Source organism: Clostridium neonatale (genome assembly GCF_001458595.1).
Taxonomy (GTDB): domain Bacteria; phylum Bacillota; class Clostridia; order Clostridiales; family Clostridiaceae; genus Clostridium; species Clostridium neonatale.
In genome coordinates this window covers 1,671,788-1,686,992 of record NZ_LN890328.1, presented here as the reverse complement: position 1 = coordinate 1,686,992, position 15,205 = coordinate 1,671,788, and the positions used below count along the sequence as shown (strand labels likewise).

Annotated in this window: 14 protein-coding genes; 11 read left to right on the top strand and 3 right to left on the bottom strand. The window is 30.3% G+C overall.

Annotated features, from left to right (window positions below; translation table 11 throughout):
• Positions 1-27 precede the first annotated feature (27 nt).
• From hydA to BN2920_RS14560, 3 genes are read left to right on the top strand one after another with little or no spacing between them, the layout of a single operon-like run.
• A complete protein-coding gene (hydA, locus tag BN2920_RS14570) occupies positions 28-1,395 on the top strand; it encodes a dihydropyrimidinase (protein ID WP_058295716.1) in 1,368 nt (455 codons plus the stop codon).
• Between the two features lie 27 nt (positions 1,396-1,422).
• Positions 1,423-2,922 (top strand): NAD-dependent dihydropyrimidine dehydrogenase subunit PreA, encoded by a 1,500-nt coding sequence (gene preA, locus BN2920_RS14565; protein WP_058295715.1) that lies wholly within the window; start codon positions 1,423-1,425, stop codon positions 2,920-2,922.
• A 56-nt stretch (positions 2,923-2,978) separates the two neighbouring features.
• Positions 2,979-3,845: a hypothetical protein gene (locus BN2920_RS14560; protein WP_058295714.1), complete on the top strand. Its 867-nt coding sequence runs from the start codon at positions 2,979-2,981 to the stop codon at positions 3,843-3,845.
• A gap of 231 nt (positions 3,846-4,076) precedes the next feature.
• Here BN2920_RS14560 and BN2920_RS14555 read toward each other — a convergent pair whose 3' ends face one another.
• Positions 4,077-5,276 carry an IS110 family RNA-guided transposase gene (locus BN2920_RS14555; protein ID WP_058293047.1) on the bottom strand — a complete coding sequence of 400 codons (1,200 nt, stop codon included), beginning with the start codon at positions 5,274-5,276 and terminating at the stop codon, positions 4,077-4,079.
• Between the two features lie 216 nt (positions 5,277-5,492).
• A complete protein-coding gene (locus tag BN2920_RS21940) occupies positions 5,493-5,654 on the bottom strand; it encodes a hypothetical protein (protein WP_207644377.1) in 162 nt (53 codons plus the stop codon).
• A 999-nt stretch (positions 5,655-6,653) separates the two neighbouring features.
• Here BN2920_RS21940 and BN2920_RS14550 point away from each other — a divergent pair.
• The 4 genes from BN2920_RS14550 to BN2920_RS14535 all read left to right on the top strand — a co-directional run bounded on the left by BN2920_RS14550 (position 6,654) and on the right by BN2920_RS14535 (position 10,345).
• A complete protein-coding gene (locus tag BN2920_RS14550; protein ID WP_058295713.1) occupies positions 6,654-7,631 on the top strand; it encodes a mannose/fructose/sorbose PTS transporter subunit IIA in 978 nt (325 codons plus the stop codon).
• A 41-nt stretch (positions 7,632-7,672) separates the two neighbouring features.
• Positions 7,673-8,479: a PTS mannose/fructose/sorbose transporter subunit IIC gene (locus BN2920_RS14545; protein WP_058295712.1), complete on the top strand. Its 807-nt coding sequence runs from the start codon at positions 7,673-7,675 to the stop codon at positions 8,477-8,479.
• 18 nt (positions 8,480-8,497) lie between these two features.
• Positions 8,498-9,409, top strand: coding sequence for a PTS system mannose/fructose/sorbose family transporter subunit IID (locus BN2920_RS14540; protein ID WP_058295711.1), 912 nt, complete (start codon positions 8,498-8,500; stop codon positions 9,407-9,409).
• Between the two features lie 561 nt (positions 9,410-9,970).
• On the top strand, positions 9,971-10,345 hold the full coding sequence (locus BN2920_RS14535; RefSeq protein ID WP_058295710.1) for a DUF956 family protein: 375 nt from the start codon (positions 9,971-9,973) through the stop codon (positions 10,343-10,345).
• A gap of 347 nt (positions 10,346-10,692) precedes the next feature.
• On the opposite strand, the gene BN2920_RS14530 is transcribed toward BN2920_RS14535, so the two are convergent.
• Positions 10,693-11,331 (bottom strand): TetR/AcrR family transcriptional regulator, encoded by a 639-nt coding sequence (locus BN2920_RS14530; protein ID WP_058295709.1) that lies wholly within the window; start codon positions 11,329-11,331, stop codon positions 10,693-10,695.
• Between the two features lie 227 nt (positions 11,332-11,558).
• On the opposite strand from BN2920_RS14530, the gene BN2920_RS14525 reads away from it, so the two are divergent.
• The 4 genes from BN2920_RS14525 to BN2920_RS14510 all read left to right on the top strand — a co-directional run bounded on the left by BN2920_RS14525 (position 11,559) and on the right by BN2920_RS14510 (position 14,952).
• Complete coding sequence (locus tag BN2920_RS14525) at positions 11,559-12,113, top strand: hypothetical protein (RefSeq protein WP_207644376.1); 555 nt, start codon at positions 11,559-11,561, stop codon at positions 12,111-12,113.
• A gap of 2 nt (positions 12,114-12,115) precedes the next feature.
• Positions 12,116-12,898 carry an EFR1 family ferrodoxin gene (locus BN2920_RS14520; RefSeq protein ID WP_058295707.1) on the top strand — a complete coding sequence of 261 codons (783 nt, stop codon included), beginning with the start codon at positions 12,116-12,118 and terminating at the stop codon, positions 12,896-12,898.
• Between the two features lie 241 nt (positions 12,899-13,139).
• Positions 13,140-13,649, top strand: coding sequence for a GNAT family N-acetyltransferase (locus BN2920_RS14515; protein ID WP_058295706.1), 510 nt, complete (start codon positions 13,140-13,142; stop codon positions 13,647-13,649).
• Between the two features lie 142 nt (positions 13,650-13,791).
• A complete protein-coding gene (locus BN2920_RS14510; protein ID WP_058295705.1) occupies positions 13,792-14,952 on the top strand; it encodes an iron-containing alcohol dehydrogenase in 1,161 nt (386 codons plus the stop codon).
• The last annotated feature ends 253 nt before the right edge of the window (positions 14,953-15,205 follow it).

The following is a 15,205-nucleotide window of genomic DNA, read 5'->3' as shown; positions in this document are numbered from 1 at the left end:
AATGAATTTAAGGGAGGAGAATATAAAATGAAATTAATTATAAAAAATGGAACAATAGTAACACAATCTGAGAGTTATAAAGCTGATATATTAGTTGAGGATGGAAAAATAAGTGCAATAGGAACTGCTTTTAATGAAGAGGGAGCAAATGTTGTAGATGCTTTAGGAAAGCTTGTTTTACCAGGTGCAATTGATGCACATACACATCTTGCAATGCCATTTGGAGGTACAGTATCAGCAGACAACTATCTTGCAGGGACAAGAGCAGCAGCATGTGGTGGAGTTACTACAGTTTTTGATTATCCAATGCAAAGAAAAGGCAGTGGAATAATTGAAACAATTGAAGCAAGAAAAGAAATGTGTGACCAAGAGGCGTGTGTAGATTATGCATTCCATTGCTGTATAACAGATTTAAATGGTGGAGCTATATTAGATGAATTTAAAGATGCTGTAGATTATGGTGTAACAAGCTTTAAATGTTTCTTAGTTTATAAAAAAGAAGGAATGATGGTGGATGATGGTACTTTGGTTAAAATTCTTTTAAAAGCTAAAGAAACAGGGGCAATTACAAATATCCATGCAGAAAATCCACATGTAATTGATTTAAATATTGAAAAGTTCTTAAAGGAAGGAAAAACTTCAGCTTGGTATCATTATTTAAGCAGACCAGAATTCGTAGAAGCAGAAGCAGATAAAAGAGCAATTCACTGGGCAAAATCAGTAGATGCACCATTGTATTTGGTTCATATGGCAGACAAGGAGGGGTTAGAAGCTGCAATTGAAGCTAAAATGGATGGAAATGATATATATATTGAAACATGTCCACAATATTTGGAATTTACATGTGATGTTTATAAAAGAGAAGATGGAAGAAACTTTATATGTTCGCCACCAATGAAAGGACAAGAAAGTCAAGATGCACTTTGGAAAGCTTTAAAGACAGGTGCAATTGATACAGTAGCTACAGATCACTGTCCATTCCAAAGCTACGAAAAAGACTGGGGAAAAGATGATTTTACAAAGATTCCCAATGGATGTGCAGGTGTAGAAAATCTATATCCATATATGCTATCAGCAGCTAATGAAGGTAAGTTAAGCTTCAACAGAGTAGTAGAATTATGTTCTTTTAATCCAGCTAAAATATTTGGATGTACTGAAAAGGGTTCAATATCTGTAGGAAAGGATGCTGATATTGTTATTTATGATACTGAAAAGGAATTTACAATTTCAGTAGATAATATGCATTCAGATTATGATCATACAATCTGGGAAGGTAAAAAACTTCATGGATATCCAGTAATGACTTATGTGCGTGGAAATTTAGTATATGATAATGGTGAATTTGTTGGAAAGCCAGGATTTGGAGAATTTGTGAAGAGAGAAGGCAGAAAATAAAAATTACTAATATTAGGAGGCATAAAGATGAGCAGTTTATATAAGGATATTACTTTAAGAGAAGATGTAGCAGGATGTTTACTTTGCAGAGATGCACCTTGTACAAAAGCTTGCCCCTACATGGTAGAAGTGGATAAAATTATACGCTCACTGCGATTTGAAAATAAGGCAGGGGCAGTTAATAAACTGCCAGATGTACTTCCTTGTGATACTTGTGAAGATAAACCATGTAAGGAAGCTTGTTTAAAAGGAAAACTAAATACTCCTGTACAAATTGATAGAATAATGAAAAATATTTCAGATGAAACTAAGATAAAAGAAAAAGAAGTTGACTTATCAATAGATTTCTGTAATGTTCATTGTGAGAATCCATTTTTTCTTTCTTCATCAGTAGTTGGAAACAATTATGAAATGGTAGCAAAAGCATTTGAAATGGGTTGGGCAGGTGTCGCATTCAAAACAATAGGTTTATTTGTACCTAAAGAAGTCTCACCAAGATTTGCAGCATTAACTAAAGAAAATGTTCCATTTGTTGGATTTAAGAACATTGAACAAATATCAGATCATACTCTTGAAGAAAATGTAGGATTCATAAAACAATTAAAGAAGAATTATCCAACAAAAGTAATAGTAGCATCAATTATGGGACAAAATGAACAAGAATGGACAAAGCTTGCAGAAATAATGACTGAAGCAGGTGCTGATATAATTGAATGTAATTTTTCATGTCCACAAATGGTGGGAGAAGGATTAGGATCTGATGTTGGACAAAATCCAGAACTTGTAGCCATATATACAAAAGCAACAAGAAAAGGGACAAAGCTTCCAATCTTAGCAAAAATGACACCTAATGTTGGACACATGGAAGTGCCAGCAATGGCGGCAATGGAAGCAGGAGCAACTGGGATAGCTGCTATAAATACCATTAAGAGTATTATGAATGTAAATTTAACTAACTTTGAATCAGAACCGAGTGTAGAAGGAAAAACAAGTATAGGTGGATATTCAGGAAAAGCTGTAAAGCCTATTGCATTACGTTTTATAAATGAAATGAAAAAGTGTGATAAATTAAAAGAGACTCCTATAAGCGGAATGGGGGGGATTGAAACTTGGAAAGATGCATGTGAATTTTTGGCTTTAGGATGCGAAAATTTACAGATAACAACATCAGTAATGCAATATGGGTACAGAATTATTGATGATTTAATAAATGGACTAAAATTATATTTAGTTTCAAATGGTTATAAAAGTGTAAATGATATTATTGGAAAAGCATTGCCTAATATTGTATCTGCAGATAAGTTAGAAAGAGATAGTATTTGTTATCCAAGACTTGATATGGAAAAATGCATCGGATGTGGTCGCTGTTATTTATCTTGTTATGATGGAGGACATCAGGCTATTAAAATAAGTGAAAAAAATAATAAACCTGTTCTCATAGTTAATAAATGTGTAGGATGTCAGTTATGTGTTACAATTTGTCCAGCGGAAGCTATTAAACCAGGGAAAAGACTCCCGAAGAAATAATATTTACAAATCTAATAAATAAGATTTGTAAAACAATAGTTTTGTAGGATTGAGAGATGCTAACAACAAATTTAGAACGAATGGCTGATAAAATAGAAATATTTAATAAATTTGGAGATACAGGGAATGATCGAATAACAAGGCTGTCTTTATCACCTGAAGAGTTAGAGGCAAGAGAAGAGTTATGTAAAAGATGCAGAAGCCTCGGAATGCAGATACAAACAGATGACATGGCTAATATTTATGCTACACTTAAAGGTGATTTATTTGATTCATCAATAATAACTGGTTCGCATTTAGATTCTGCTAAAGAAGAAGATTCTAATGAAACAATAGGTGTTCTAGCGGCTCTTGAAGCTATTGAAACAATTGTAAAAGAGAAAATACCTCATAGACATTCAATAACACTTGTTGTATGGACAAATACAAAAGGTGCGCGTTTTTATCCCCCTCTGATGGCATCTGGTGTTATTTGTGGTAAATTTGAGAAGAGCGTTATGATAGATTCTATAGATTCAGAAGGAGTTACATTTAAGGAAGCATTAGAAGCAAGTGGATATATGGGTACAATTGACAATAGAGTGAATTCAGAAAAATATATAGGATTTATAGAGGTTGCCATAGAGCAAGGGCGAGACCTTGAAAAAGAAGATATTGATATGGGAATTATTGAAGGCTTTAATGACAAAAAAATTTTTTATCCAGAATTTATTCAGAGTATTGAGAAAAATATAGAAAAGTATGGATATACAAGTACGAAAATATATAGTGATTGTGAATATAACTCGAAATTTATTTCTGATATTATTCCCACTGCAATGATACTTGTTCCACGTACAAAAAAAATTGATTTTATTGAACAATGTTGGAAAGGTGCTAATGTATTATTGCAAACAATTTTAGATATCGATAAAAATCATTAGATATTATGAAAAACAGGGTTATTTTACATGAAATAAATATATTGTGTAGAATCAGAGTTTAGTGGGAAATAACCGAAATTCAATATATGATATGCTCGATTGTAGGGAAATTTCAGCTAAAACCTGCTAAGAAAAATCAAGTTTTTTTTAGCAGGTTTTTTATATATTTTTTGCATGACAAATAAATTAAACAGAAATTCTGTTTAATTTAGATATAGATACTATCTAAATTTAAGTATTATAGACTTCTTTTACTCTAGCGTAGTATATTCTTAGAAACTTATTTAATGCAGCAATTTTAGCAACTTTTTTAGGTTTTCCTTCTGCTTCTTTTTTTAACATATATAAAAATATAGGATCATCCTTTGGTTTGGCACTTTTGATACATTTCATAATTTCATATCCAGTTTTTCGTAATAATGCAGAACCTCTTTTAGAAATACGACGTTTGTTTGCAACAAACTGTCCCGACTCAAAAGGAGGTGAATCAATACCCGTATAAGCTATCAAAGCCTTTTTATTATAAAAGCGTTTTAAATCACCGATTTCAGCAATTAAGCGTGGAGCCAATGTATCTCCAACTCCAGGCATATTTCTAACAACATTGTATTCCTTTAAACTACTTGCTAATTCTTGCATTTGTGATAATATCATAGATAGAGTTCTATCTATTTCGCTAAGAACTCGAACAGCTTCTAATACTAACATTTTGGTTGATGGGGTACTAGAAGATAGTGTAGGGATGCCTTCTTGTGCTAAAGCATATATCTGTTTTGCTTTTGTTTCACTTTGATGGTATCCTTTATTTTTTGCCCATTTAAAATAACTATTTATAAATTGCTTTTCATTTTTCTTGGTAATATTATCGTAATGCCAGTATTCTTTAACAAAATCATTTAATTTATCTTTCTCTGGCTTATCGGATCTATTTTTTAATAGATTTTTAATTCCTGGCATTGTTCTATCTAATAGATTACTTAGTACAAGTTTGCTCTCTATTCTCATAGCTATATAATGAGAATATTGCCTACCTAATAATTTTAATTCAGAATACACCTCATCTGTTGCTTCATAGTCAGTTAATTTAAACCAATTATCAATTCCATAATTAGCTATTTTGATAGAATCTAATTTATCAGTTTTACCTTTCCTTAATCCTATAGCAGAATATTTTTTCATAATTAATGGATTTATTACGGCTACAAATATACCATGATTTTTAAGATAAGTAAGTAGTGGCAAATGGTATGCACCGGTCGCTTCCATAACAACTCTAGTTTCTTCATTTAATTCAGAAATAGATTCAACTAATGCTTTTAAATCAGCTTCAGTATGATTTATTTCATGTGGTTCACTAATAACCTCACCATATTCTTTCAATATACATACTGTACTTTTTCCTTTTGAAACATCAATTCCAACACTAATCATGTTAATCCTCCTAAAAAATTATTGTAATTTTAATCCACCCACACTTATTACAATTCATTTTGGTTAGTTACACGAAAGCCGTACGGTTTCAACCTGCTTAATCGAATCTTTATAATAAGGGATGGCTGACAGTTTTAGCTACGGATGTTAAAACCCAATTCTAAAGTCGTCATACCAAATTACTCCCTTTATTATAAATTAAAATAAGTGCAGATGTTAAATCATATATTTATGATTTGTATCTACACTTATAGAGTACCAAAATTCTAATGGCAGAGGCTGCGTCCAAAAATGTTTGCTCCAAAAAGCAAGTTTTTGGACAAACAATTTTGGAACAGCCTCTGCCAAAGAATTTAAAAGCTGAAATTTCCAATACAATACTACGCATATTCATATATTGAATTTCTTTGTTTTTCTCTAAAATCATATATACTCAATTTATTTTAATTATGATTAATGTTTTTTATATTCTATGCCTTAAAGTATATCTTCTAATCAATGGATGTAACTTATGAAGTTACTATAAAAATCACATTAACCAGCATAGAATAAGCAAATTCGTAAGAATATATATTCTGATATTTATAAATCTATATCTTTTTAAAAATGATAAAATATTAACCTTTTAAATCTTTAACATATATAAATAACTATTCCTTAATTTAAAAATGTATTTATAGCAACAATAATACCACTACTCTGAATTTAGATGAAACAAAGAAATAAAGCTCTTATGTTGGCGGTGTCTTGCATTCAAAAATGACGCTTTAGAATTCTTCATGTAGACTTGTTCCACAAATGTTTGTCCAATTTTACATTGGTGCAAACATTTGTGGGTACAATGTCTGCATGTTTGAATTCTTAGCTTCATTTTTGTAGCAAGCGAGCCACACATAAGAGCTTTATTTCGGTTATTCCAATCTAAACTTTCTACGTCCCTTATTTAAGGTTAGTATAATAGAAAAGGAAATGTTTTATGAGTCATAAAAACCATGATGATTCTCTCAATAAACTACTTAAAAACCAAAAATATGTAGAATGTATTGACATGGAGTTAAAAAAGCGATAGAATGGAAACGTAGTCAAGAAGGAGAAATTTAATGAGAGATCCTAAAGGGCTGCAATAAAAAAACAATATTTAGCGTGTTACTGATTCGATCAGGCATAAGCATGAGGAAAATAATAGAATAAATGTAATATTTGTTTATAATATTACACGTTTTGTACATTACTATTTAGGTATTATACTATTTTACATGATTAAATTCAGTGTACAAAAATGTGATGAGATATAAACAACTATTGTATTATTTTATTTCCGAGTGTTTATGTCTTTTTTTGTTTTGGTAACAAATAAAAAAATAGGAGGTATAAAACATGGTAGGAATTATTCTTGCTAGTCACGGAGAATTTGCTAAAGGTATAATGCAGTCTGGTTCAATGATTTTCGGAGAACAAGAAAATGTTAGAGCTGTTACATTAATGCCAAGTGAAGGACCTGATGATCTTAAAGCAAAAATGAAAGATGCAATAGCATCCTTGGACAACCAAGATGAAGTCTTATTCTTAGTTGATCTCTGGGGAGGTACACCATTTAATCAGGCTAATGGTCTATTTGAAGAACATAAAGACAAGTGGGCAATTGTAGCTGGATTAAATTTACCAATGCTTATTGAAGCTTATGGTGCACGTATTTCAATGGAATCTGCACACGAAATTGCGGCTTATATCACAAACTCCGCTAAAGAAGGAGTCAAAGTTAAGCCTGAAGAATTAGAACCAGCTGATGCTGGCAATGCTTCTGGAGATTCAGCGGCACAGTCTAATTCAGGTGCACCTGGATCATTTGAGTATGTTTTGGCTCGTATTGATTCACGTCTACTTCATGGTCAAGTAGCAACAGCTTGGACAAAGGCTATGCATCCTACAAGAATCATTGTTGTTTCTGATGGAGTAGCAAGGGACAAGCTTCGTAAAAATCTAATTCAACAAGCAGCTCCTCCAGGAGTTAAAGCTCATGTTGTACCAGTTGATCATATGATTAAACTGGCAAAAGATGATCAGCATTTTGGTGGGCAACGTGCAATGCTTCTTTTTGAAAACCCACAAGATGTACTTAGAGTTGTAGAAGGTGGAGTACCTTTAAAGACAATTAATGTTGGTTCAATGGCTCACTCTATTGGTAAGGTTCAACCAAACAAAGTGCTTGCTTTTGATCAGAACGACATTGATACATTCAAGAATTTAGAAAAATCTGGCCTTGATTTTGATGTTCGTAAAGTGCCAAGTGATTCAAAAGGTAATATGAATGAAATTATGAAAAAGGCACAAGAAGAATTAAATAAACAAAAATAATTTAGTTAGATAAAGTTAGATAAAGAAGGAGGATAACAATTATGGATTTGAATATAGTTCAAATTATATTAGTCATTATTGTAGCATTTCTAGCTGGTGTAGAAGGTATCTTGGATGAATTCCATTTTCATCAACCAGTAGTTGCTTGTACATTAATTGGCTTAGTTACAGGTAATTTAGTACCATGCCTAATCTTAGGTGGTACTCTTCAAATGATTGCTTTAGGTTGGGCAAATATCGGTGCTGCTGTAGCACCAGATGCAGCGCTTGCATCAGTTGCATCGGCAATCATTCTAGTTCTTGGAGGACAAGGTGAAGCAGGAGTTGCTTCAGCAATCGCTCTTGCTGTTCCTCTAGCAGTTGCAGGTTTATTATTAACAATTATTTGTCGTACTATTGCTACAGCGTTTGTACATTTCATGGATGCTGCCGCTAAACAAGGAAATATGAGAAAAGTTGAAATATGGCATGTTATTGCTATTTGTATGCAAGGTGTACGTATTGCAATTCCAGCAGCCTTGATTTTAGCAATTGGAGCTGCTCCAATTAGTTCATTACTTAATTCTATGCCTGCTTGGTTAACAGATGGTTTAGCAATCGGTGGTGGAATGGTTGTAGCTGTTGGTTACGCAATGGTAATTAACATGATGGCTACAAAAGAAGTATGGCCATTCTTTGCAATCGGTTTTGTATTAGCAACTGTTTCACAAATTACACTTATCGGACTTGGTGCAATAGGTGTTGCTTTAGCTCTTGTTTACTTGGCACTTTCTAAACAAGGTGGTTCAGGTAATGGCGGAAGCTCAAATACAGGAGATCCAGTCGGGGATCTCATTGATAGATACTAAGAAGGGAGAGGACATAAAATGGCAAAAGAATTAAAATTAACAAAAAAAGATCGTATTTCTGTTTGGTTGCGTTCAACTTTCCTTCAAGGTTCTTGGAACTATGAAAGAATGCAAAACGGTGGATGGGCATTTGCAATGATTCCTGCAATCAAAAAATTATACAAGACTAAAGAAGAAAGAGCAGATGCATTAAAACGTCATTTAGAATTCTTTAACACTCACCCATATGTAGCTTCACCAATCATTGGTGTAACATTAGCTTTAGAAGAAGAACGTGCAAATGGTGCACCAATCGATGACATAACTATTCAAGGTGTTAAAGTTGGTATGATGGGACCTTTAGCTGGTATTGGAGATCCAGTTTTCTGGTTTACTGTTAAGCCGATTTTAGGGGCATTAGCTGCTTCCCTTGCTATGAGTGGTAATATACTTGGACCATTTATTTACTTTTTCGCTTGGAATATTATCCGTATGGCATTTATGTGGTATACACAAGAGTTTGGTTACAAAGCAGGATCTCGTATTACCGAGGATTTATCTGGTGGTATATTACAAGATATTACAAAAGGAGCATCCATCCTTGGTATGTTCATATTAGGATCATTGGTTAACAGATGGGTATCTGTAAGCTTTGCTCCAGTAGTATCATCAGTTAAGTTAAGTGAGGGTGCTTACATTGACTGGAGTAGTCTACCAGCTGGAGCAGAAGGTATAAAACAAGCTCTAATGCAACAAGCATCTGGTATGTCATTAACTCCGGAAAAAGTTACAACATTACAAAATAACTTAGATTCATTAATTCCTGGTCTTGCAGGATTATTAATCACACTAATTTGTATGTGGTTACTTAAGAAGAAAGTATCTCCAATTATTATTATCCTTGGATTATTCTTAATTGGTATTGTATTCCACTTAATTGGATTAATGTAACATTTTTGTTTTGCCTGGGCTTTTAGCTCAGGCTTTGTTAATATAAAATAAAAAAAACGCCAAGGCGACTATGATATAGTCTTTTATAAAAATATAAATTCAATAGAATATAATAGCTTTTATAAAACGTAATCCTTTAAGCCGTCGATTTTTTTCAGGGCACTCTGGATTTTCTGAGCTTACCAAAGAAAAGGCCAGGCGCATATAATTTATTTTTTATTCTTTAGGAACTATGCATTTAGTTTATTGTAATATTTCTACAATTTATCCTGGATTATTCATAGGAATAATTTCCTGAAGAATAAAAAAGGTTCATCACAGAATTTTGTGAAAAGGTGCTTTTTAAACATCAATTCTTTATTCAAAACCAAGTAAATAGGCCGTATAAGTGATGTAAATTATTATTTATCACAAAATTTCATGATAAACAAAAAAATAATCTTTGGAATATTGATTAAATGAATAAGTAAAATATAGTTGATATTAATGAGCTTTATGATAATTGATATAAAATGTATAATATAAATAAAAGTACTTATAATCAGAAAAGAGGTAGGATAGATGGTTCAATCACTTAATACAAAAGTGGACCTTGCAATTGATGCCACATCTTTTGCGGGACTTACAGACTATGGGAAAATAATGATTGGAGATAAAGGTTTTGAGTTTTATAATTCTCGTGATCCTCGCAAATTCATTCAAATTCCCTGGGAAGAGGTTGATTATGTAATTGTATCTATATTGTTTAAAGGCAAGTGGATTCCACGATATGCAGTCCGCACAAAGAAAAATGGTACTTATACCTTTGCTTCTAAAGATGCAAAAAGAGTACTTCGCACTGTTAGAAATTATGTAGATGCAGATCATATAGTTTCTTCATTAAGTTTCTTTGATGTGTTAAAGCGGTCAATAAAATCAATATTTAAGAAAAAATAATATTAGTTTTCACCATAAGCCCACAAAAGTCTATAACATTTTGTGGGTTCTATTAATTTTTTGCAAGGAAATTTGTTTGCTTGTCTTAAAATTTGTGATAATAATCTAATATTTTTAATAAAATCAAATCTCGCTATAGATTTAATATCCATAGCGAGGTTGCAAATTTTCTGCCTACTGGCAAGTATTGTTTTATATTTTCTTAAGTTGATGACATTGAGAGAGCATCACATAAGAGGTTTATTTCTTTGCCTCATCTAAATTCATATATCGAATTTCGGTTAATTTCCACTAAACTCTGATTTTATGCCCTTTAAAAACTAATTTAATATTTTTAGTATATTGAATTAGTTTTTAAAGGAGTTTGTTAAAAAATCTATAGTAAATTCCACAAAATCATTTTTATCTAAATTAAAAGATTCTGTAAAAGAATCTCCTGATGTAGAAAGCATAAGAAAGAATCCTGTCATAGTAAATATAGATGAAAAAACGAGTTTAGAAGTTTCATATTCTTGTATTATACTATTATCACGTTTTCCTTCCTCAAATAATTTATAAATTTCGGAAAATAATTTTTTATTAAATTCATAAAATTTTGTTTTATAAGGCATATCTGTTTCATCATTCTTATGCTTTGCTATTCCAATCATACCCATCAATTTTATTAAATTAGACTCCGTACTTGAAAAATTATTAAAGCTATGATAAAAAGATTTGATTTTTTCAAAGCCAGTCGAATTGTCATCTATAGAGGAACTGATAGAATTAACCATATTAACATAAGATTTTAAAAGTACTGCAAAAAATAAATCTTCTTTACATGTAAAATATTTATAAATTGTTCTTTTTGTATATTCAACTTTCTTTGCCAGATCATTCATTGATGTGCCTTCAAATCCATTTAAACAAAATAATTCTTCAGCAGCATCTATTATCTCGTTTTCTTTTTGAATCTTTTCTTTTTCTCTTTTAGATATATTATCCATAAAAATCTCCTATTGACTAAATTTTGATAAAGAGTATACTTGTGGTATACAAGTAAACCGGTGGTATACTAAAATGGTATTAAAAATATGAGAATTTGTCAATATATCGATTATTATTAGATGTAAATATTGCATATAATAATTGATAACATTAGATAATTAATAGATTTTATAGATGTTACACTAATATCTAGAACGAATGAATATAGACAAACTATAAGGAGGATATGATGATTAAAATTAATAACAAATTTTTAAAATTCATAATTTATGTATCTTTTGCATTTACTTTATTTTTAATGGAAGCAACTAGTGTTGGAGAAATAGGACTAAAAAAATACAGTAGTAGTTTTGAGATATTTGATATGATGTTTAAATATAGCAGCGATTATGTATATTCTGCTCTAAGTGCACTTACAGAACAGGGAATACATCATTATGTAAGACTACTTTTTGTAGATTTTATTTTCATAATTTCTTTTTGCTATGTTCAATATGATTTAACTAAAATAATTGTAAGGAAGGTAAAAGAAAGATATAAAATAATTTTTGGATTTGCGCTTTTAAGAGCAGCTTGTGATATGATTGAAAATTTATTTTTGCTCATAATACTTTTTAACTATCCAGCCAGAATAAATTATTTAGTTTTCTTATCAAGTACATTTACATCTATAAAATTTATTGCTGGAGATTTTTGGATCATCTCAATTATACTAATAATGTTTCTAAATTTATTTAAAAAGAAAAGTAAAAAATATATTGGAATTAAGGAAGGAGAATAAAAATGATATTTTATTTTAGTGGAACAGGAAATTCGGCATATGTTGCTAAAAATGCAGCTATAAAGTTAAATGAGAAATGTATATCAATACCTATGGCTATAAAAAATAAGGAATTTATATATACATTAGAGGATCATGAAAATATAGGATTTGTTTATCCAATACATGGATTCATACCACCTAAAATTGTTACAAATTTTATAAAAGATTTGAAATTTACGAATTATGATAATCAATATGTATATTCCATATCTACTTGTGCAGGAGATTATGAAGCAGCACCTGATGTATTAAATTCATGCCTAAATAAAATTAAATTATCATTAGATGGTAGTTATAATATTCTTATGCCAGGGAATTATACAGTTGCAGAAAATAAACTTCCAAAAGAGGAAGAAGAACGAAGAGTAAAGGAAGCTGGAAAAGAAATTCAAAAGATATGTGAAAGTATAATTGATATAAAGAAAACTTATAAAAGAACCAGTTATTTAAATTTAAAGTCATATTTTAAATCATATATTATTGGTGGAATGTTCTTTGATTTAAGTACAAGAACAATACCTTTTGATGTCAATGACAAATGTACATGCTGTCAGTCATGTGTGAAAGGATGTCCTGTTAATGCATTGAAATTAGAAGATGGAAAAATATTAAGGGATAATAAAAAATGCATTTTGTGTATGAAGTGTATAAATTGTTGTCCTAATGAAGCAATTAATTTTTCAGATAAAACTATAGGAAAGAAAAGATATAAGCATCCAGAATATAAAATCACAGATATTTAATTTATAAAGATAAGATGATTTGATTAAAAATATACAATCTATTTTTATTTCTATATTATAGTTAATAGAAATAGAAATAGATTTAAACTTAGGAGAAACGTAAAATTACTCAAAAAAATAAATTTATAAATTTATAATATTGAACTGCTTAAGAATTTTGTATAATTACTATAATGAATATTAAAAATGTAGTAATATGTTAAGGTACAAATTAAATAACAAAAGTTAAGTGGGGAATAGCATGGAATTAAGAAAATCATCAAAAAGTGATATTGAAAGTATAATGAAAATAATACATCAAGCACAAAATTATTTTAAGAAAAAAGGTATAGATCAATGGCAAAATAACTATCCCAATGAAGATACCATACTTGCTGATATTAATAATAAAATAGGTTATGTTTTAGTAAAAGACAATAGTATTGTTGGAACAGCGGCAATATCTTTTGATAAAGAAAGAACATATGATTTTATATATGAGGGGAATTGGATAAGTAATGATAAATATGCTGTAATTCATAGAATAGCTATTGATAACGAATATAAAGGTTTGGGTTTATCAAGTCTAATTTTAAAAAGTGTAGAAGAGATGTGCAAAAATAAAAATATAATGAGTATAAAGATCGATACACATGAAGAAAATTTATCAATGCAAAAATTTTTTAAAAAAAATGGTTTTAAATATTGTGGGGTAATTTATCTAGAAGATAGAAGCAAAAGGATAGCATTTGAAAAAATATTATATTATTGAATCAACTCTTAAAATGCAAGAAAATATTAGTGATTTACAATAAATTTCAAATATATAGCATATTTATATTGACCTGGATATACCTTTAAGAGTTATACTATATTTATAAAGAATATTATTATATAAAATGGGAGGAATAGAAATGGTTAATTTTAAATTTAATGCTTATACTGAGATGCTATTTGGTAAAGGACAAATCTCCAATCTTCCAGAGGTATTAAAAGGATATGGTAAAAATGTGCTTTTAGCTTATGGTGGTGGAAGTATAAAAAGAAATGGCATTTATAAAACAATAAAGGAGCTATTAAAGGACTTTAATATAGTAGAGCTAGATGGTATTGAACCAAACCCAAGAATTGAAACAGTAAGACGTGGTGTTGAGCTCTGCAGAGAAAACAATATAGATGTTGTATTAGCAGTAGGTGGTGGTAGCACAATTGATTGTTCAAAAGTCGTTGCAGCAGGAGTAAGTTATGAAGGTGATACTTGGGACTTAGTGAAAGAACCATCAAAAATAGATAAGGTACTTCCAATAGTAACAGTTTTAACAATGGCAGCAACAGGTTCAGAAATGGATCAATTTGCTGTTATATCTAAAATGGATACCAATGAAAAATTAGGTACATCTTCATGGAATATGATACCTAAAACTTCTATTTGTGATCCAGAATATTTATACACATTACCAAGTATTCAAACAGCAGCTGGAACTGCTGATATTATGTCACACGTATTTGAAGAATATTTTAGTAAAACAACTGATGCTTTCGTTCAAGATAAATTTGCAGAAGGATTATTACAAACTTGTATTAAGTATTGTCCTATAGCTTTGAAAGATCCTGAAAATTACGAAGCACGTGCAAATTTAATGTGGGCTAGTTCAATGGCACTTAATGGACTTTGTGGAAGTGGAAAAGAAGGGGCTTGGAGCTGTCATCCTATAGAACATGAATTAAGTGCATTTTATGACATAACACATGGTGTTGGTCTTGCCATAGTAACTCCAAGATGGATGAGATATATTTTAAGTGAAAATACATTAGATAAATTTGTTGAATATGCAGTAAATGTATGGCATATGCCTATTAAGGAAGATAAGTTTGCTCTTGCTAATGAAGCAATAGATGCAACAGAAAAATTCTTTAAAGACTGTGGTATTCCTATGACATTAGAAGAACTTAACATAGATGAAACATATTTTGATAATATGGCAAAAGCTGCTGTTTCGCATGGTGGTTTAGCTTATGCTTATGTTCCATTAAATGAAGGTGACGTACGCAAAATTTTAGAAATGTGTTTATAGTATAATTTTAAGAATCTTTTAAAAAAGTGCTTTTAAAAATTATTTTAAGAAATATGAATATTTATATTAGTTTCGAAATATTCATATTTCTTTTTATATATGTTGAGATAATAAAATTTCGTTTAAGATGTTTACAGGATAAGTAAATACCAGCATATAAAATGTAGAAAAGTAATTGCAACATATATATAATTATAGATTTTAAGTTTATATAATATATAAGTTCTAATTAACAATTTACAATATACAATTG

Excerpts from the sequence above, each read along its gene's own strand:
- hydA (WP_058295716.1), top strand. The coding sequence starts at position 28 with ATGAAATTAATTATAAAAAATGGAACAATAGTAACACAATCTGAGAGT.
- preA (WP_058295715.1), top strand. The coding sequence starts at position 1,423 with ATGAGCAGTTTATATAAGGATATTACTTTAAGAGAAGATGTAGCAGGA.
- BN2920_RS14560 (WP_058295714.1), top strand. The coding sequence starts at position 2,979 with ATGCTAACAACAAATTTAGAACGAATGGCTGATAAAATAGAAATATTT.
- BN2920_RS14555 (WP_058293047.1), bottom strand. The coding sequence starts at position 5,276 with ATGATTAGTGTTGGAATTGATGTTTCAAAAGGAAAAAGTACAGTATGT.
- BN2920_RS14550 (WP_058295713.1), top strand. The coding sequence starts at position 6,654 with ATGGTAGGAATTATTCTTGCTAGTCACGGAGAATTTGCTAAAGGTATA.
- BN2920_RS14545 (WP_058295712.1), top strand. The coding sequence starts at position 7,673 with ATGGATTTGAATATAGTTCAAATTATATTAGTCATTATTGTAGCATTT.
- BN2920_RS14540 (WP_058295711.1), top strand. The coding sequence starts at position 8,498 with ATGGCAAAAGAATTAAAATTAACAAAAAAAGATCGTATTTCTGTTTGG.
- BN2920_RS14535 (WP_058295710.1), top strand. The coding sequence starts at position 9,971 with ATGGTTCAATCACTTAATACAAAAGTGGACCTTGCAATTGATGCCACA.
- BN2920_RS14530 (WP_058295709.1), bottom strand. The coding sequence starts at position 11,331 with ATGGATAATATATCTAAAAGAGAAAAAGAAAAGATTCAAAAAGAAAAC.
- BN2920_RS14525 (WP_207644376.1), top strand. The coding sequence starts at position 11,559 with ATGATGATTAAAATTAATAACAAATTTTTAAAATTCATAATTTATGTA.
- BN2920_RS14520 (WP_058295707.1), top strand. The coding sequence starts at position 12,116 with ATGATATTTTATTTTAGTGGAACAGGAAATTCGGCATATGTTGCTAAA.
- BN2920_RS14515 (WP_058295706.1), top strand. The coding sequence starts at position 13,140 with ATGGAATTAAGAAAATCATCAAAAAGTGATATTGAAAGTATAATGAAA.
- BN2920_RS14510 (WP_058295705.1), top strand. The coding sequence starts at position 13,792 with ATGGTTAATTTTAAATTTAATGCTTATACTGAGATGCTATTTGGTAAA.